Origin of the sequence: Kamptonema animale CS-326 (assembly GCF_028330895.1) — a bacterium.
GTDB classification, from domain to species: Bacteria; Cyanobacteriota; Cyanobacteriia; order Cyanobacteriales; family Microcoleaceae; genus Kamptonema; species Kamptonema formosum.
In genome coordinates this window covers 1-19,440 of sequence record NZ_JAQMUA010000398.1, presented here as the reverse complement: position 1 = coordinate 19,440, position 19,440 = coordinate 1, and the positions used below count along the sequence as shown (strand labels likewise).

Genomic DNA, 19,440 nt, shown 5'->3' with positions numbered 1-19,440 from the left:
AGGATTTATTCCATAGTTGAAGCTAGGGCATTGGAATTGACTGTGACGCTCCCACACTTACCCGCTCTTGGAAGTGTGAGAGCGTCACTTTCCTTCTGATCCCTCTTTTGTCACTACGGGGAGAGTAAAATAAAAATAGAACTCTCAAAACCTTTGAAAACAATGGTTACAGCACCTCGTCTAGCCACACCGACAGTGAAATTCATCGATGACTATTGCCAAAACTATGAATGCCTGTTTTCCGATGTCAGAAATTATGAAGCCTTTAAACTGTTACATCTAGGACTGCTATCAGAATTGCCTCGCAAGTCATTACCACGCATCGCCAGAGCGGTTGGGTTATCTAATAGCCAAAGCTTAAATCATTTTTTAAGTGATTCGAGCTAAGCTGTTGTACATTTAAACTGTGATACAAGCATTACCTTTGTTTTTGATTTTTCTTCCCCATTTAATAATCAACTCTCCTTCATTTAAGAGGCGATGCAATAAATACTCTCGCTCTTCAATTGATGTGAAAAGTCGATGAGCAATATATTCCTTTGCCGAAGGCCAGACTAATTCAATTAAGTTATAGTTTGGGCTATATTTCGGCAGAAATTCTAAATGAAGATTAGGCATTTCTGTTTCAATTTTTTTCAGATACTCTTCTTTCTTATGAAAACTAGCATTATCAAGAATAATCACTATTTTTGCTCCTTTTTTCTCAAAGTCTGATGCTTGGTTCCCGGCTTCTACCCATTCATAAATTAGTTCTTGATAAAATATTTTTATCACTTTATAGAAATTATCTGAATTGCCTTTACTTATAACCTCTACGAACCTTTTTTTATCTGAATTTCTCAATCCTCCCATCAAATTAATTCTGCATTTTCTTCGGTCTCCTCTGAGCTTTTTTTGGCTACCTTTTTTACACCAATTCTTTCTCCTTGTTACTCTTAAACTAAATCCACTTTCGTCACAAAACCATACCTGCAATCATTCTGGAGTTGCCTTTTCTATTTTTAAAAACTCTAATATTTTCTTTTTAAATGCTGTTCTTTTTTCGGGTTCTCTCTTAGATTCCAAGCTATATTTTGCCCAAATGTACACGTACTTTTTTTTCTCTAATATCCTCCTAACTTGCGCTCCACTTAATTTAATTCCGGTAGTTATCTCTAAATATGTCGCTAATCTCTGTGATGTCCATCTGCCAAAATCATAGCCTAATTCTTGGGGGTCTTTATCTATGGTTTGCAATAATATTTCTATATATTTATCTGTAGCTTTTTTATGGTTTCCCTTCATCCTCTCATCTCTTAAACTTTCTAGTTTATCTGGGTCGCCATGAATGCACCAGTACGATACTTTATTTGCTGAACAACCCACAAATTCAGCAATTTTATTTTGTGTTTTTCCGTCATTTAGCAATAATAAAATCAAGATTCTTTCTCTAATATCTCCGTTTTCTTCCTGTTTTAAGGCTTGCTGTAGTTTTTCTATTTGTTCTTGATTGAGATGATTTTTAGCTGGCATTTTTGTACTGCTTGACTAAGTTAAGTTTCTATTATACACTATTTAAGTGTGCAACAGCTTATCAATAGATTCCTTAAGCTGACTCATCTTTCTATTTTGCGTAAAATCCTATTTTATACTATTTTTCATCCCTTAACAATTTTTATTTCGGAGATGTCTAATATTTGATTCTTTGTTTTGAGTGATGTGCGATCGCGCACGCTCGATCCCCTTAGTGAGGAGGGTGAAAAAGGGCGTTGCTGAATATCAAGAATTCTCAGCCATCGAACGCTTCACCTTATGAATCCACCCTTGACTCAGACTCAACACCTGTGAATAAGACAAGTCCGTATCTAACACCAAATCAAACACAAACGGCTTAACTAAACGGGGAAACCATCGATGAAATAGTCTTCCCATCGTCAACCGCAAGAAAAACTCAACCACCAACAACTTCGTGCGAGGAAACGAATAATTTGATAACTCTTGCAAGGCATGGGCATCCGGGACTCGTTGCTGTGAAAACTGCGGCAAAACCTTACCCCAATCATCCCCATACTGCTCCAACAATTGCCCCAAAATCAGCACATCCTCTAACGAAGAATTACACCCCTGGCCAATCGAGGGAGATACCGCATGAGCAGCATCGCCAATCAGCAACACACTATCCCCCTCATGAAAGCGATCGCAACGTACCGTTAACACCCTCGCTACGGGGCGCTTCAGCAACGCCTCCGCTTCTTCCCACGACATCAACTGACCAAACAGCGGGAAATTTTCCTCAAAAAATGCCTTGATTTCTTCTTTGGTTGATAATCCTTCTAGGGGATTAGTCTGTGCATCAAAAATAATCACCCCATTCAACTGGTCTCCTGGCTGGGGTACCATTAACATCCGGGTTTTATTATTCAAATTCCAGGCATGGACTTTATTCGGTTCTAACTCCACTCCTGCACTCGGATTGATCCGATTTAAAAACACAGATTTATAGGCATCCGAAATATAGTTTTGGGAACACAGCAAGCCTGCATTCTCAACTAAATACTCTCGAATTTGCGATCGCGCCCCATCAGCACCCACCAGTAGATCGTAGTGAACGGTAAAGCTATCTCCTTGTGAAGGTTTCAAGCTCACGGTTTTAGCCGTTCCATCCACAGCCATACATTCACAGTTGAAATGTACTTTAACCTGATTCGGACTAGAGGTTTCGGTTAAATGCTTCAACAGAATCGTCACCAGGCAATTGCGATCGATTGTGAGAACCGGATTTTGGCGAGGAACCGGCCGGGATTTGCCCTTTTTGCGATAAATAATCGTCCCGTGACAGAACACACTTTGAGCAGCGATCGCCTCCTCTAACCCAACAATGGCTCGAATGGCTTTTCTGCCCCGTTCCTGAAGCGAGATCGGAAATGTGCGGTTAAAAGAAACATCACTCAACCGAGGATCGGGACGACGTTCGTAGATATCAATATGGTAGTTGCCCCGACGCAATAAATAATGTGCCAGTAGCAGTCCAGCCGGACCCGCTCCAATAATCGCAACGTTTTGAACCATAGGGTTTTACCGAACAGTATGATAAACACTTTAAATTGTAAGGTGGGCGATCGCCTCTTTCAATCATTAAAAATGTAAAATTAAAAATTAAAAATTTAATTAATTTCCTTTGGTTTTTCTGAAGTTTACCCTTGCATTGTGGCAGCTTTTACAGATAAACGAGTCTTCATCTACAATTCTAATTTTGATGTTGGAGTTTTGAATTACTGCTGTCAATTGCATAACCTGCCAATAATAAACCTACGTTATTCCGAGTGCATAATGGAGTGGGTAGCTCAGTGGGCGGGAAACTGGAGTTACTACCATAAAAACTACAAATGGCAACCTCTTAATGGAGAACATAGAGCTTTAGGAGATTGTTTGGCTGTACTAAAGAAAATCAAAAAATGGCGACTGACTCCGATAAAATCCACTGTCCCATAATTAATCCCTTTCCTTAATAATCAAAAACGCGGAGCTCCGCGCTTTTGTCCAAACCATCACTGAATAGAACTCAAAACTGAGGGCAGCAGTAAGGGCTTGCCAGAGAGTGGCGCTTTTCCAAGTCTCTAACCAGGTTTCAAATACGACACGATTACAGGCTCCTTCGACCTTGAACGGAGAACTGTCCTTGTGTTAGCTTAGCCCCGGTTAAGTTAGCTCCAGTCAGGTTAGCGTCATCCAAACTCGCCCCTCTTAAATCGGCAAAGCTCAAATTCGCGCCTGTCAAATCTGCCTTATCAAGGCAAGCGTCATTTAAGCAAGCCTTGAAAAGATTAGCCCCTCTTAAGTTAGCTTGGCTGAGATTAGCCCGACTCAGGAGAGTTCTATGTAGAGAAGTCAGACTCAGATTGGCTTCATTCAAAGAGGCATCGCTCAAGTCAGCCGACGTTAAGTCCACTCCACTAAAATTTACCCCACTCAGATTAGCCCAATTGAATTTAACGTAACTTAAGTTGCATTGACTCAAGTTCTGCTTAACAAGAACAGCACACCTCAAATTAGCGTTGGCGAAATTCCTTTCACCTGCTGCATATCGCCTCAAAAGTTCATTCGTACTCAATCTAGCTAACAAGGCAGTTGAAGCTCCTTGATAACACCAGGACGCTCCTACCAAGTTAGCCGCCGTATTAACAGCTTCTTTGTCAGATGAAGGCAGGAAAATAGCGTTGCAACCATCCCATTCACCACCGAGCATAAATGCAATCTCAGAAGCAGCAGCGGCACAGTCAAACAACAAAACGTCACTTGTGCTACCTGAGAATAACTTCATACTCGTCAATTGGTTTAGGGCTTTAGAAAATCGTTTTTGTAAGAAGTTTTTCATCAATGATGTCTCGTGAGGTAAGAAATAGCCACCATAACGGAGCGATCGCTCGCATCCAAATTGTGCCTAATGCCAGCCTCTCTATCCGTATGGTATCTCTACTTGGCGAGTAGAGATTTCTCGACTTGTCTCCTATTCTTCAAAAAACGGCGATCGCACATAGTAATGGCTTGAATTTCATTCTTTTGGTAAATTTGGATCTTCCCGACAAGTCGAGAGTGGCAATGCTTCACCGCTATGAATCGCGATTATCCTCATCCGATTGCTATTTGTTGACACATCTAAACAAGCACACCCATATCCATGATAACCATTGGTTTTAACATATTCCTTTTCGTCACTGGGAAGATTCTCCATTCCTTCGGCTTGATATCCTCCTTGCATGGAAATAACCCAAGTGCCATCTCCGTCTTTTAAATACCAATTTGCCGGCGTGGGATTTGCCAACCATCCACACCTAGTTTCTGTAGCCTTAACAGGCAATGCTATGACAGAAATAAATGAGATAATAGCCAGTATCAGCCAGCTTCTTTTCCTAACTCTAATCATTTCATCACCTCTTCGGCAAACTATCACTACAACCAGCTTCTTTAAATTGTTGAAGTAACCGATTTCTATTCCCTTAAACTCTGTTAAGTCAAGTCTCTTCTCATCCGCGAGAGGGCCTGATTCAAACCCTCACGGTGAATCCAGCCGACGTAGCCGCCATAAATCATTCTGCCATCGGGTGCGCCTAAAAAAATGTGGTCAACGCCGAGGGGGTTTTTCCAAGCCCTAACCGCTGTCCCGTCCCTAAGCCTCATAATCGGATTGGAACTGTTAAAATCCCTGTGGTGTGCTGGTGTCATTCCTGGGACAGCTTCTAAAATGGCGCGCGCCTCCCTGGTAATATCTGAAATGTTCGCACCGCTGGTGGCTGAACAGCCACATCCATCTGTCACAGTTTGCTTGAGCCTTTGTTTGATGTCGCCATCAAACAGAGATAATTGCTCAATCTCTTCTAAAAGTTTCCCGTGTGGCTCAGATAAGCGCCTTTGACAATAAACTGCTGTCAGCAAGTCCTCTAACCCTACTTTTGTCAGAGCATCGGCAATCAATCCCGTTAAACCTAGTACGGCAATGCCTCCTAGCATTCCCGCCGGGCCACCTAGAAATGCTAGAGCTGCTGTGATGGCAGCCGCGCCTGTTAAACCTGTCGCCGCCATCGTTACCACCAGGATAATACCCGGTAAACCTAAAGCAGCTAATTTTTTGACGAGTTCATCCATTTTACTAACCCTCGCTGTTGCTCTTGTTGCCGATTCCTACAATTTTCCCATTTGGGCACGGTGATGCTAGGCTCCTGAACCTCAAGATAGCAGCAATTATGACTTGCTTATTTGTAGCGACGTGCAATCATAACTACAATTAGGGCTGTTAACTGTTAACACAGATTAACACAAAGCGATCGCCACCAATCTAAAAACGCGGAGCTCCGCGCTTTTGATAAAACCACTTCCGCTTACTAGGGATTAACAATAATATCTGGCAGTCGAAGTGAGCGATCGCTGCCATCAAACCCTCCAATGCTGCACAGTCCGTTGCTTCGTTTTCTCCATCTATCTAAGTTACTTGGTAATTTCCATCTAGGCCTTTTTTGAGATATTGCCACCTCCCAGGCAAAGTATGTAGCTATTTAGTTGAACTCTGATCCAGAGATTTTTGCAAACGCTCGATCGCACAATGCAGACATTTCATTTCATGGGTAATTCGGTCTAGTTGTGTGGAAACAGGAGTTTGTTCTCGAACAGCTTGCCTCGTTGATGTTACAGAACTTGGATTTATAGCCAACTCTGATATCCTGGTGATATGTAACTGTTCAATATCGTTGTGAATTGCTTCGATATAAATATCTAGCCTCGGTAAAGCTAGAGGTGGGTGTCCCTGTTCCAGCGCATTTGCTAAGTTCTCTAAAATTTGGATAATCGCATCCGTAAATCGCTGGAAATCGGCAAATTGGTACTCTCCGCTAAACTTGTGCTGATGTTCTGCTAGGGTTGTAACTGAGCTGAAAAAGGCGCGAATGTAGAGTATCAGCATCGCGATCGGTTCTACTTCTCCTCGAACGTGACGGGGTTCGCTGAATAACCTTTGAGCCGCAGCAGCAGCATTTGCATTCTCTAATGCCGCTTGATGACGCAGGTTTCTGATAGTTTCAGTAGAGCACTTTTGTTCTGGGTTGATATAGCTAGCTGCAACCTGTTGAAAGTACGCGAGATTAGATCGAATAGTTGTTGCTAGTTGTGCCGGAAGTTGCGATCGCTCCCAACTGGGGAATAACAAATAGCTACCTAGTAATGCTAAAATTCCTCCAATTAAGCTATCGACAATGCGTAATACTCCAATCTCCCAGCCGCCTTTACTCGTCACATTCAGTAGCAATATGATTGCGGGAGTGAGGAGTGTGATAAAAATACCGTAGCTCAGCGATCGCACTGACATAGCAGTGACTAAGAGTATCAGAAGACAGACTAATATTGCCACTGGATTATGGATAAGTATGACCAGGCAAATGCCAAAGATGCCCCCTAATGTTGTTCCAATCACCCGCTGCACAGTTGTCTGAGAAGTACCGCCAAAGTTCGGCTTTAGGGCAACTACAGCAGTGAGTGTTACCCAATAGCCTGTAGGTACTTGCAATAGTAAGGCTGCTACTTCAGCAGTCGTTACTATTAGCGCCAGCCGCAAAGCATGACGAAAAATAACAGAATTAAACGTGAGATTGTTCCGCAGCGTGTCAATAATTGAAGAACGCTTTGGCTGCATCGGAGGATAAATGTTTCGTTGGGCGATGCTGCGCCTTTCTCCCCGTTGTAAATCTGTGGTAATTTCCGCATCGGTATGAATTTGTTCTGCTAGGGCTTTCAGACTAGCTACAATCTTGCCAATACTGACTAAGTCAGCAAAGTCATCTGCGTGAGCCAAACTAGCGTGATTCAGGACTTGAGAGTGTATGACTTGCCATTGGTATTCTAGTGCCTCGATCGCCCGATCCAAATCTCCCAAGCGAACAACGTTCTTTTCTTTAGGGAGGGATTCTGACAAGATTTGCAAAGCCGTTGCCGATGCTTCTAGCACTTGCTGAATTTCTCTGTGCAACTGCTGAATTAAGGGACGAGAAGAGGCGATCGCTAACAGTTCCACCAGTGCTACAACCGAATTAGTAATTTGGTTAGTATCCTCAATTAAGACGAGTAACTGATTGCCACGCAAATCAGCACTTTCTCGGCCCGTCCACACAGCACCCCAAACACTCCGGGCAGAGGTCAAATTCTGTATTACGCTGTCTTGAGCTTGTAAGAATTGCTCTCTCCACTTCCGACGCTCCTCCAGAGTTAAGGGTATCTCGCTGGCTATTCGCAAAAATTTGCTCAATGTGGCATAACAACTGCTGGCTGCCTCGATCGCAGGTGTATAAGGGCGTAGCACCCACAATAAGAGAGATAACACCATTGCCCAGACACCTCCAGCTAAGCACAGCGCACATTGCAGAAGAACAGTAGACAAATCTGGGAACGAAGCGAATTTTGCTAGCGAGACGATAAACATAGTTGATGTAACCAGGCTTACCGTCGCGGCGATCGTACCAAACAGACCAGCTAAGCCAGCGATGAACATCACCAAAAACGTGGTTAGAATAGTTAGCCACAAGGTGCTACTAACCAGATTCGCGATTAGCAAGGCGACAGTAACGCCAATGGTTGCTGCGATCATTACAGTGGCTTTTTGGCGATAGGCTCCACCCGCATCAACCATACCCACAAACATAGCTCCCATCACCGCGATCGCACTTGCAGCCGGATTACCGAGCGCGAATCCAACTCCAATGGGCCCACTCACTGCCAAAAGGGTACGCAAGCCGTAGAGGATGTCAGGCTTACCTGGCTTGAGCACAAACTGCTGCAACAGCCAGTTGAGAGATTGTCGATCGCCAGATGGCATTACTAGGCTACCTCTTTAAATTAAATTAACTGGTTTCAGCTTAATCTTCGCGATCGGCTGTTACGCATTTAAACGACTAAAGATAATGATTAGTTTAAAAAGCTTGACATAGAATCCATCTGAAGGATAAGCCTGGCTTCACCGTCCAAAAATCAGAGCGTCGAGCGAATGCGCACCTGGGCCTAAAACCGCGATCGCAATCAACATTACGCAATACATAACGCTCTTTTGTCACTTTCGGCAGAAAATAATCTGTGATGGTTATAGCATAAGACTTTTAGCAAAAATCTTGATTTCAGCCATTCAATTAGAAAATAAACGCTCAAATGCTCGCTCTATCTACAGTTGAAAATTTGGCTTTCATTTTTATATTCCCAGAGTGACAAAAGAGGGATAATTATTATGGGGGTTGTTGAGAACGATCGCCCATTTTTTTTGACCACAAAACGTCTCAAACCACCATAGGTAAGGCTTTTGACGGGATTTTCACCCGTCAGGGGGCTTTTTCCCCAATTAGCGATTAACCATTAGCGATTAGCCATTAGCCATTTCCCTTGTTCCCCTTCTTTCCCTAGCCCCTTCCTTTTGCTGGTGCCAATATCTGACGCGAACTTAGATGAGCTTCAATCTCGGAAAGCGATCGCCACACGGGACGCAACTGTTTGCGGGCAAATAATTCTAACTGATCGCTTTGATGGGGCGAATTAGGCTGGCTAGCATTGCCATAAGTAAGAAGTGTCTTTGCTCGGATTGGGTTTGAGAACTCGATCGCAGCTACGTAGGAATCTCCCGCAACCGCCTGAAAGCGATCGCTCTCCCCAGGAGCAAACCATACAGCTCGGAAAACGCCCAGAGAATCATCAGCACCGTTACCAGGTAGATTCACGCTACTCGATCGCAGTCGGAAAACATCTCCCCAGGGTACGTCTAGGGCTCCGTAAGTAGCTTCAACCTTCTTTGCTGCTGCTTCCAACCCTTCTACAGCAATGGCGGGATTCGCCAATCCATCCGGCGTTGTCAGCGGAGAGTCTGGGCTCCAAGGTTTTGCAAATAACTTTTCTGAGTCCATCGCCTTGGCCCAAAAAGCAAACAGGACAGCACCGCGACTATCGGCATCGGCTTTGCGATCCCAAGCTGCAAGCACTGCGGCGGCTTGGCGTGCTTTCTCACTACCTTGCTCAGCGGCGGGAATTAAGTCATCTAAGAGGCGATCGGCAAGTTCCATGAATGTAGAATGCTTGTAGGTAATCAGTTCCTCAAAAGAAATTTTTGGGTCTTCTAGGAGCATTCGAGCCGATCGCTGGGGTCGCAAATCCATCGGGCCGCGCGGTGCCATGTAAGAGGGATAATTATTAGGAGCGATCGCGGGTGGGAAAGTCGTTGTCCAAGGCGGATCGTTGGCATTTTGCAACCAACCGCTAGGGGGATTGAGGACGCGCGGCAAATCAGAATAGGGATGATTTTTAGTCCACAAAGTCGCTGAAGTATCGCCGGGAATTATACCTGACCAATACTTAAAATCTCCCTGTTTACGAATTGGTACTTGACCGTTAAATAGGTGCATAATCTGCCCTTGACGATCGGCGTAGATGACAGTAAACATGGGAATTTGCAAGCGCTTCAATGCAGTTTCAAACTCCGCAAAATTTTGGGCACGCACCATATCCCACCACTCCTCTAAAGCTCCCGGCCGATCGGTGCCGACAACCCGTAGGGCGGTAGCTTTGCCATCTTTTTCTGTAACAATCGGCCCATGAAGGGACTGCTTTATTAGCAGTTTTTCCAAGACAAAACTTCCATCAGCTTGCTTGACTTTTAAGAGTTTTTCTTTGGTTTCAAAGGGGAGAATTTTACCATCAAAACGATAGCCACCTTCTGCAAGTTGCAATTCGTAGGCATCCCAGCCATCATGGGTGTTGACAGTATGAGTCCAGCCTAAGTTATTATTAAAAGCAATGGCTAAGCTGGGGAATCCAACTAGGGTGGCTCCGTAAGCGTCAAGTTCGGGGGCCGTAAGTTGAGCTTCGTACCATCTAAATAAGTCTGACCACGGTAAGTGGGGATTTGCTAGTAGCAAGGCGTTTCCACTTTCAGAATGGGAGGGTGCGATCGCCCACCCATTGGAACCTGTCGGCTGGCTTTGTTGCTTGATGTTTTTAAAGCTTTGGGGATTGACAACAAAGGTAAAATTTACGACTCGCTGTTGGTGAGCTAGTACGTCTGCCGATGTAACTGGTAATACGATTTTAACTTCATCTGCGATCGCATCAGCATTTGCTGCTGCATAGTCATTAATCCCCGCCACAAAAGCATCAAGATAGTTGCTAAAAGTTGGGTTTTGTGCTTTGTACCACTCCTGAGCGCGATCGGGAATTCCCATTGTTTGCACCCAGCGATCGGAGTCTAAATAATCTTTGCCCCAGTATTCGGCTGCTTGCCCGCGAGCCTGACCGTAAAGGCGTAAAATTAAGTTGCCATGACTTTGCATTTGCGCCCATCCGAAGGCGTAGAAAAGGCTTTTTGTATCTTCTCCGTAAATGTGGGGAATGCCGTAGGTATCCCACAAAATTTGAGTGCTATTTTGTAAGGTAGAAGGACTAGCTGTACTTGCCAGCAAAGTTAAGATACAACCAATAACAAAGCAAGTGATTTGCAATAATCGTCTTTTCAATTTTTGCCCCTGTTGAAGTTGATAGGACTTACGCAAGCTCACAGTCCGGCGGCCTTCTTAGCATCGGATTACTTTTTATCCATTGCTATTATTACCACGAAACTTAATCGAATTAAAACTCCGCCTCAAATTCTCCACCAATTGCCGCAACTGGGCTAGATTTCCCACTTCACCACCATAGCGCCAGCGCACATAAGCCTGAGAAACTTCCTCAATTACTTCCACTTCATCAACACCTAAATGTTGCCGCATATCTCGCGCGTATTCCAAAGGCGTTTGAGCTCGGCGCTTAACAAATCCTTTCCGGGCTAAATCCTTCAACATTTCCTGATAAATCCCCTCCACTGGCGGCAATTTCTTCAACCAGCGACGGTAACGCCAATTTCGCCAAGTTTGCCACAGCAACCACCCAATAAAACCACAACCAATACCTACAATTAAACCCGTAAATAAACCTACCCAACCTTTAGCAAATAAGGCTAAAAACCAACTAATTGCCCCCACTAGCCAGGCAACAACAAAACCAATAACTGTATTTAATAAACCTGTTACTGGTGTTGGCAACCAACCTGCAACCCACTTCCAAAAAGCCTGCAAGGCGCTAAAAGTTTGATTGTCTTCAATCGATTGTGGATAAAGCGGATATCCGGGAACTGGGTTAAACGGAAACCAGCCATGCTTGGGAAAATACACCTCAGTCATTAAATAGGCATCAGTGTTTTTGACGATATACAAGCCCGTAAACGGATTGAATTCTCCCGGATCGAAACCGCCAACTACTCGCGCGGGAATCCCAACCGATCGCAACATAATTGTCATCACGCTAGCAAAGTGGTCTGGATAGCCGCCAGTAATTTTATTCCCAGCGGGACTGTCTTTATATCCAAACAGAAACGCCTCGACTAAATCTTCATCTTCCCGTAAAAAAGGCGGTTCTTTTTGCAGCTTGTAATTGGGATTTTGCTTTAAATATTGAGCCAAATACAAGGCTTTCTCATAAGCTGAATTAATCGGCTTATCAGACGTAGCAACTCTAGTTCTGGCTGCCAATATTTCTTCAGTTACTCGTCGCACTTTATCTTTAATTTGGGGCGGCACTTGTAGATAATAATTCTGAATGCTTTTAGGGTAATTAGTACCTGCTTTACCTAACAAACTGCGATCGCGATAGGGAACCTCAGAAATCACAGTGTAAGTCAGCCCCTCCCGCAATTCCAAAGGCGATCGCAAAGTCCCCTCCGGGTCAACGGCTACATCCTGCGTCGGAAAGTAAAGTTCCTTCGGTTGATCCAACGCTGGGATCAAGTTAGGCATCTGAGAAACCATTGTATAACTCTGAATCACCTCTCTGGTGCGGTTCAGAGTCCGTATCCAATTAAGATAAAATTGGTAAGACCAAGAAGGTCGATTCAGCGTCAGGGTCTTGTCATTGCGGGAAATCTCCCAACCCTGACCAGTGTAGCGATCGAAGGCCAAGACTCGCCAAAAACCTGCGGCTTGCGATCGCACTCTCATCACCACCTGCGGTTTCATTTCCCCCCGCAAGTTTTGGTTAATTTTAGTATTAAAACCGTAATAAAAAGTATCGTTTAATTTCCCCGGCCCTGTCTCTGGATTGCGGCCGCTACCTCCCCCAGAACCTTCACTATTACCACCTCTAACATAGCCGGGATTGCTAATGCTACGGCCGTCAAATTGTCCCTGGTATTGAATGGGTGCACTTACTGGAAAAGTCCGCAACTGATAGCCAGGGAACCGAGGTAAAAATGCAAAAATACCCAGTCCTAAGCCAACAATTACTAATAACAGTAGTCCAAAACGCTTGGGAGATAAAGCCTCGCCAAATTCCCACAAGTTTCGTTTTTTGTCTTTTCCTTCTTCCTGCTTCCTTTTTCCTGCTTCCTTGAAAATTCCTAAGCGCGATCGATAATCGAGTACCAAAGTCGGAATCGCGATCGCCAAAAATAGCAATAGTAACGGCGCAAAAGTCAACTCTTGGCTGAGAGTACCCGCCACTCCCAACAAAATCAGCCCAATCACCATCGAATAGCCTAAATCTTTGCGTTGCGGCAAGTCAAAACTGTGGAGCACTTGGAGTTGAATTAACAGCTTAGCCAGAATCAGGCGGGTGTCATTCAACTCTCCTAGCAAACTGAGGAGAAAGGCAAACAAAGCCAGCAACATTCCAATTGCCAGACAGAATTTAACAGGGATATTGCGATCGCGCCGACTAAACCAACTCCAAGTCGCGCCCACAATACTCAGAGGGACAGCCCAGAGGCTAATCGCCACATCTCCTTCCCCCACCCCAGCCGCCACATCTGTAGCGATAATCCCGACTGTCACCAGCGCTTGTACCAATACCCGCAGCAGGATCGATTCCTCAGTTTTGGGCTTCGGCATCGTCTCAAACCACTGCCAAAGCTGACTGAAAAAAGGTAAATTTCGCCGTTTGTCCGCAGTCATTGGCTAATTCTTAGTTAGTGTCTATTAAGAGTTTAGCTCAGAGCTGCAATCTGTAAAGAAGGAGTTATACCATCTCCGGTTAAATACTCGTCATTGCGAGATCCGCGAAGCAATCACAGAAACCGGGTTTTTGAGATCGTATGTGGGTAACAACGAAGTATTTTCGTCAAAAAACCCGGTTTCTTTGGTATTGAATATTGAAGACTAATTACCCCGCAGCAGGCCCATTCATCGAACTCAAAATCTTCTGTACAATTTGCACCCCTGTCACGGCTTGCCAACCAAACAATCCCAGCAGAATTATGTTCAGCAAAATGTGAAGGTTGCGAACCCAGTCATGCTTCTGCATAAAGGGAACCAACGCCGCAGAAGTAGAAATTAACCCCACCATTCCTAAGCCTGCAAATAAATGAGGGCCGATTATAATCTTGCCATTATTAAGGTAGGTAACAGTGATTCCCCCGATCGCCCCAATTACCATCAATGCTAGGAGGATGGAGCCAATTTGGTGATGGCGGATAGCAAACCGACCTTTAACCATTTCTTTCTTGATATCTCCGTCTGCCAGCCTCGTCCGCCGAACTTGCACACCTAGATACATTGCATAGAGCGCAACGACCAGCAACAGCCACATGGTAATGGGGTGAAAAAAGCTGAGATAGGGCTTGAGAGCCGCTAAATTTTCCAAATTCATACGGTTATGTCCAAAGTTTTCGTATCTATGTAAATCTATTTAACTATTTATAAGCAATTAACTATATATCTAAAAGTATATTTAACCTATCAACTATAAAATAATTAATCGGTTATAATCAAGAAAGCTACAAGAAACGGTTGCAATACCTTAAAAGCTGCTGATTTTGGTCTAGTCGTTGCAGGTGGCGTAATGCTGGTGACGGCTCCGATCGGTTTTTGCGGTCTTTATAGCCTTCTGGGAATTCGTACCAGCCAAACTAAAGAGCAACTTTAAAAAATCATGGTTTCTCAAACTGCACCCGATTTGCTCCCTGCATTAACTATGGAATGTCCGCCTGTGGGCGCGGGGCTGGATGGACTGCCGATCGCAGATACAGCGGCGGTTGAAGAGTGCTGCAATTGGTTGAAATTCCATCGGTTTTGGGGGCAATTGCCAGATCTAGCACTGCAAGACATTGCGCGATCGCTCCACCTGCTCAAGGTCGAACCGAGAAGGTCGATCTATCAAACGAATCAACCAGCGATCGGGTTATACCTGCTGAAGTGGGGCGCGGTGGAGATTTATCGACTCTCCTCAATTGGTAAATCCCTGATTCGCCATCGCAGTGCTGGAGAGCTATTTGGCTATGCGTCGCTGATGGCAAACCCAGAAAACAGTAGGCACCAAACTCAGGCGATCGCCCTGACTGCCAGCGAAATCTGGTTTTTGCCCCAAGCTCAGTTTTGGCAGTTGATGCAGCAGTATGCCGAAATTGAACATCTATTCAACGCCCTGTTAGCACAAGACTTAAACACCTTCACTGCCCGCATTGCTCAAGAACAAAGCCGCATTCAAGGCTTACAGCCCTACATTCAAGCAGTGCCAAACGGGGAAACGATCCTCGGCAACAGCAAAGCCACTCAAAAGCTGGCCGAACAAATCGATCGAGCCGCCGCTAGTTTGAAACCCGTCGTGTTTCAAGCACAGCCCGGAACCGGAAAAACCTTTCTAGCAGGGATGATTCATGCCCGTTCTGGACTCGCAGACCAACCCTTTGCTGAACTAGATTGTGCCAAGTTACCGCGATCGGAAGATGGCAGGCTCAATACCGACTTTTTATTTGGTAGAGTCGGCGGGCAACCGGGAATTATCGAACTGTTAGAGCGAGGAACGCTACTGCTGAATAATGTTCAAGTATTGAGTGGGGCTGATCGCGATCGCTTCATCCACTACTTCAAAACAGGTGGCATCTTTCCCAATCATGGACTGAGCAGAACTAGCACCCTGACAACCGAGCCTCCCAAACCCGTCCAGTCCTGGGTACGCTTAATCCTTGCCTCTCCTGACCAACTAGAGCTACCAGATGCAGACACAATTTCGATCAAGCTCTTTAGCTTGCCCCAGCGTAAGGTAGATATTCCAGATTTTGCCAGTTACTTCCTAACCCAGTTTTGTCAGTCACAAAATCGTCCATTGCTAGAGCTAGATCAGTCGGATCTGCGTCGGTTGATTAGCTACGAGTATCCTGGCAACCTCACAGAACTGGCAGAAATTCTGCATCGGGCGGCGATCGTGACTCCACTAGGTCAGACGGTGATTTCAGAACAAGCCCTATGGTCGGTACAGTCTGCCAAAAATGCTTTCCGAGTGGATTTACTCACCCATGTGCCTTGGCTGCGGCGAGTGTTGCTGAGTCGCTGGTATCCAGAGGGCATCTGGATGGTAATGATGGCGTTTTTTGTGCCCGTCACGATCGCCGGGTTCATCGGGCCTCAAGCGCGAGACAGCAGTGTAACGCTCAATCTCTTTTGGGCTTGGTGGTGGCCGGTTTATCTATTTCTTTTCGTCTTTGTCGGTCGGCTCTGGTGTGCAGTCTGCCCCTTTATGATTACCGCCGAATGGTTGCGTCGGCTGTCTCTGTGGCTGTTTCCGCGTCAACAACTTACCTGGAATACCAAATGGCTGAATCGCTGGGGAGCCTGGATTTTGTTTGGTGGCTTTGTGGCAATTTATCTATGGGAAAAGCTTTGGGATTTGCCGCATCATGCGGCGCTTTCTGCCTGGTTGCTGTTGACGATTACGGCTGGAGCGGTCATTTTTAGCCTGATTTACGAGCGGCGGCTGTGGTGTCGCTATCTCTGTCCGATCGGTGGTATGAACGGGATGTTTGCCAAATTAGCGATGATTGAATTGCGCTCGACTCAACAGGTGTGCGGTAGTCAGTGCAGCACCTTTGGCTGTTACAAAGGCAGTAGCGCCACCCCCGTCACCTTTGCCGATGCCCTGCCTACGGAAGGACAGGCAACGGGTGGCTGTCCGCTCTACTCCCATCCCGCGCAATTGCAGGACAACCGAGACTGCGTGCTATGTATGACCTGTCTCAAAGCCTGTCCCCATCGCTCGGTTCAGTTCAACCTGCGTTTTCCCACATCCGACTTACTGGACAATCACCGAGGCTTTTGGGCAGAAGCCGCGCTCCTGTTGCTGCTGTTTGGTGGGGTGTGTATACATCATGCCCACAGGCTTTTAGGAGGGTTAGGCTTCCACAATATTCCCATTGATGCTGACCATTTATTGACCAGTACGCCGATCGCCCTCACTCTTCTGTGTATTCCATTTGGGTTGACATATATCACTCATGCGATCGCCCGCCTGCTCGATCCCGAACAACCCACCTATCTCACTGTCATCTACGCCTATCTCCCCTTTACCCTGGCAGTAAATCTGGCGCACTACATCCCGGCGGCGGTTACGGAAGCGGGTCAAATTCTGCCTGTCTTGGCGCGAACCTTGGGCTTTAGCGGCACGGGATTACCGACTCTCACCTGGAGTGCTGATGTTGCCGCTTTCCTTCAGGGAGTCACGCTGCTCAGCGCTCTGATTTTCAGTGTCTATCCGCTGTTACGCATTACCAAATGTACCTTGCTCAGCAATCTTCCCCACTTGCTGTTAATTGCCGGACTGACGGTGACGAGTTTCTGGCTAATCATTTGAGGTGTATTCAATATTGCCCTATGAATATTTATGCCAACATTACTGAAATCATCGGTCACACGCCGCTAGTTCAACTTCAACGATTACCGCAACTGTTTGGCTGCGTCGCCGAAATTGTTCTCAAATTAGAGGGGATGAATCCGGCAAAATCAGTGAAAGACCGGATCGCTGTCAGCATGATGCTAGAAGCAGAACAGGCAGGTTTGATTCAACCCGGAATTTCGACGATCGTGGAAGCAACCTCCGGGAATACTGGCATCGGGTTAGCAATGGTGTGTGCAGCTAAAGGCTATCATCTGATCTTGACCATGCCAGATAATATGAGCCGAGAACGGCAATTGGCACAAGTAGAAGGGATTTTGAGCGGCATTTCAACGGGCGCGGCTGTCTACGCGGGGTTACAAATTGGGCAGCGATCGCGCTACCAGAATCAACGAATTGCGATCGTCCAACCCAGTGCAGGAGAACGATATCTCAGCACGCCAATGTGGGCATAATTCAAGGGATCGCCATGACAGCTTTTTCGGGAAATCAAAACAATTACTAAGGAACCAATAAGATATGAACCAATTCAAAGCATGGGGATTCTCAGCCCAATGGTGGCGCGGTGCCAGAGGTGAATACTGGGTAATCGGTCAAACAATCCTCTTCATTGGCTTTATCCTGTTGCCCGTCTATCCAGTTGTCGCTCTCGATAGTTTGTCTCCTATTTGGAAATACACAGGTTGGGGATTGACTGGTCTTTTTAGTCTAATTGCTGCATTGTTATTACTTTGGGGAATCGCAGAATTAGGAACGAATCTTACTCCCTTACCCCACCCCAAGGATGATGGAAAATTAGTAAACAGTGGAATTTATGGAGTGGTCAGACATCCCATTTATAGTGGCGTGATTTTCTTAGCCCTTGCCTATAGTTGCTGGCAATGGAGTTTAGCCCATGCGATCGGAGCATTGCTCTTGCTACTATTTTTTGATATCAAAGCTAGAAAAGAAGAATCATGGCTGCGAGATAAATTTGCCGATTATGATACCTATCGATCGCAAGTTAAGAAACTAATTCCTTGGATCTATTAAAGTATTCGGCTGCAATCAGAATTTAATACTGATCTACAAACTGAGGATGCACCCACAAAAACTCGCGCCGATTATTTTGCACTGGCTCCAGTCCACCAAAACTAGGATCTTTTTCTTTGAGGAGAGCATGGAGTTCTCGCAGCATGGAACCTTGGGCGCGAATTGCGTCACCGTGTCCTAAATTGGGAGTATCGGTTTTAGATTGCCAATCAACAGCCAAATCGCTTCCTTTCATCGCAAATTCCACACTTTTCTGCCCTAAATCTAGTTGTTCTTCAATTCCTTTGTAGGTATTCTCGTCTAGTATAAATTTGGTGGCGGAACCTGCGATTGGCAAGATTAACCCCAAGGTGATAGACATAGTTTTGAGTAGAGGGGCTGCTTTGACAAACCACTCACGGGGTAGGTTCAACTCATAGATTCCCTGCTTACTTCCGGGTGGATTTAAAGCAGGTAAAGGCAGGCGAGAATGTTCGCACCAGAGGGTAATTTGAAACTTAGTGCTGATCCATTTGGGGCGATCGAAAAAGCCTGGATCGAGGGGTTTAAAGCTAAACAATCGCGGCCCATCTTTGGCTTCATCAGTGAGCATTTGCATTAGCACCGCAAATTGTTCGTCTGCTTGGCTCTTAATAATGCGTATATCCGTGTGAATATTTTCTAATTTATCTCCCAATTTATTTCCTAATTCCTCAATCATCTTCACAACAGGAACCTGTTGTGAAGTTGGTGCATTTCGCATTAATTCATCAATGTCTAAAACTTGATTACAGCCATGAACTTGACAGAGAAACTTAGGTATATTCTGGCGTTTGCTTTCAATAAGTTTCTCTACTTCAAAAAGTCCAGTTCCTGGCTGATTTTTTCCACAAGGCTCTATGCAAGGAACCATTTCGCTAGAGTGCAATCCTTTCCAAAAATTCTCGACAAGCCATTTCACCTCTTCAGTAAGGTAAGACAGAAATCTCTCTGGATAGGCGGCTCGGACTGTGATTTTTACACCTATACCACTATATTCCAGTAAGGCGCGACCATTATAGTCGTTGTCAAGCATTAAACCCCGTTGCCAGTGGACGCTGTTTTCGTAGTTGGAACGTCCCAATGAGGGCTCTCCCGTACCTGTGGTGATAAGCACGGCTTATTTAAGTAAGCAAGCTAATAACTTTTCTCGTAAAGAATCAAAGGTCTTAAAGCCATAGCTTTGTCTAATAATCAATTTAATCT

At 45.3% G+C, this 19,440-nt stretch carries 12 protein-coding genes and 3 pseudogenes; 5 read left to right on the top strand and 10 right to left on the bottom strand.

The annotated features are described in order from the left end of the window. Positions 1 to 162: 162 nt before the first annotated feature. A pseudogene (locus PN499_RS23515) lies at positions 163 to 384 on the top strand (IS701 family transposase); the annotation flags it as partial. A gap of 15 nt (positions 385 to 399) precedes the next feature. Here the strand turns inward: PN499_RS23515 and PN499_RS23510 are convergent. The 9 genes and pseudogenes from PN499_RS23510 to PN499_RS23470 form a co-directional block, all read right to left on the bottom strand. Continuing rightward, positions 400 to 1,512, bottom strand: a pseudogene (locus tag PN499_RS23510) (IS630 family transposase). 246 nt (positions 1,513 to 1,758) lie between these two features. After that, positions 1,759 to 3,048 (bottom strand): FAD-dependent oxidoreductase, encoded by a 1,290-nt coding sequence (locus PN499_RS23505; protein WP_272035141.1) that lies wholly within the window; start codon positions 3,046 to 3,048, stop codon positions 1,759 to 1,761. Between the two features lie 574 nt (positions 3,049 to 3,622). Then, on the bottom strand, positions 3,623 to 4,300 hold the full coding sequence (locus PN499_RS23500; RefSeq protein WP_272035140.1) for a pentapeptide repeat-containing protein: 678 nt from the start codon (positions 4,298 to 4,300) through the stop codon (positions 3,623 to 3,625). 231 nt (positions 4,301 to 4,531) lie between these two features. After that, complete coding sequence (locus PN499_RS23495) at positions 4,532 to 4,903, bottom strand: DUF4087 domain-containing protein (RefSeq protein ID WP_272035138.1); 372 nt, start codon at positions 4,901 to 4,903, stop codon at positions 4,532 to 4,534. An 83-nt stretch (positions 4,904 to 4,986) separates the two neighbouring features. Further along, on the bottom strand, positions 4,987 to 5,622 hold the full coding sequence (locus PN499_RS23490; RefSeq protein ID WP_272035136.1) for a hypothetical protein: 636 nt from the start codon (positions 5,620 to 5,622) through the stop codon (positions 4,987 to 4,989). A 403-nt stretch (positions 5,623 to 6,025) separates the two neighbouring features. Continuing rightward, the gene (locus PN499_RS23485) at positions 6,026 to 8,335 is read right to left on the bottom strand and encodes an FUSC family protein (protein WP_272035134.1); all 2,310 of its coding nucleotides are present in this window, start codon (positions 8,333 to 8,335) and stop codon (positions 6,026 to 6,028) included. Positions 8,336 to 8,906: 571 nt separating this feature from the next. Next, entirely contained in the window at positions 8,907 to 11,006 is a 2,100-nt protein-coding gene (locus tag PN499_RS23480) for an acylase (protein WP_334311713.1), read from the bottom strand. A 75-nt stretch (positions 11,007 to 11,081) separates the two neighbouring features. Continuing rightward, positions 11,082 to 13,472: a DUF4129 domain-containing transglutaminase family protein gene (locus PN499_RS23475; RefSeq protein WP_272035131.1), complete on the bottom strand. Its 2,391-nt coding sequence runs from the start codon at positions 13,470 to 13,472 to the stop codon at positions 11,082 to 11,084. Positions 13,473 to 13,680: 208 nt separating this feature from the next. Continuing rightward, positions 13,681 to 14,166 (bottom strand): DUF4079 domain-containing protein, encoded by a 486-nt coding sequence (locus PN499_RS23470; RefSeq protein WP_272035129.1) that lies wholly within the window; start codon positions 14,164 to 14,166, stop codon positions 13,681 to 13,683. Positions 14,167 to 14,280: 114 nt separating this feature from the next. Between PN499_RS23470 and PN499_RS29705 the strand changes: the two genes are divergently transcribed. From PN499_RS29705 to PN499_RS23455, 4 genes and pseudogenes are all read left to right on the top strand, one after another. Continuing rightward, entirely contained in the window at positions 14,281 to 14,442 is a 162-nt protein-coding gene (locus PN499_RS29705; RefSeq protein WP_417063895.1) for a YgaP family membrane protein, read from the top strand. A gap of 6 nt (positions 14,443 to 14,448) precedes the next feature. Beyond that, complete coding sequence (locus PN499_RS23465; protein WP_272035127.1) at positions 14,449 to 17,142, top strand: cyclic nucleotide-binding domain-containing protein; 2,694 nt, start codon at positions 14,449 to 14,451, stop codon at positions 17,140 to 17,142. A 20-nt stretch (positions 17,143 to 17,162) separates the two neighbouring features. After that, a pseudogene (locus PN499_RS23460) lies at positions 17,163 to 17,480 on the top strand (pyridoxal-phosphate dependent enzyme); the annotation flags it as partial. Between the two features lie 223 nt (positions 17,481 to 17,703). Then, positions 17,704 to 18,216 (top strand): methyltransferase family protein, encoded by a 513-nt coding sequence (locus tag PN499_RS23455; RefSeq protein WP_272035123.1) that lies wholly within the window; start codon positions 17,704 to 17,706, stop codon positions 18,214 to 18,216. 22 nt (positions 18,217 to 18,238) lie between these two features. Here the strand turns inward: PN499_RS23455 and PN499_RS23450 are convergent, their stop codons facing one another. Then, positions 18,239 to 19,351, bottom strand: coding sequence for a hypothetical protein (locus tag PN499_RS23450; RefSeq protein WP_272035121.1), 1,113 nt, complete (start codon positions 19,349 to 19,351; stop codon positions 18,239 to 18,241). Positions 19,352 to 19,440 lie beyond the last annotated feature (89 nt).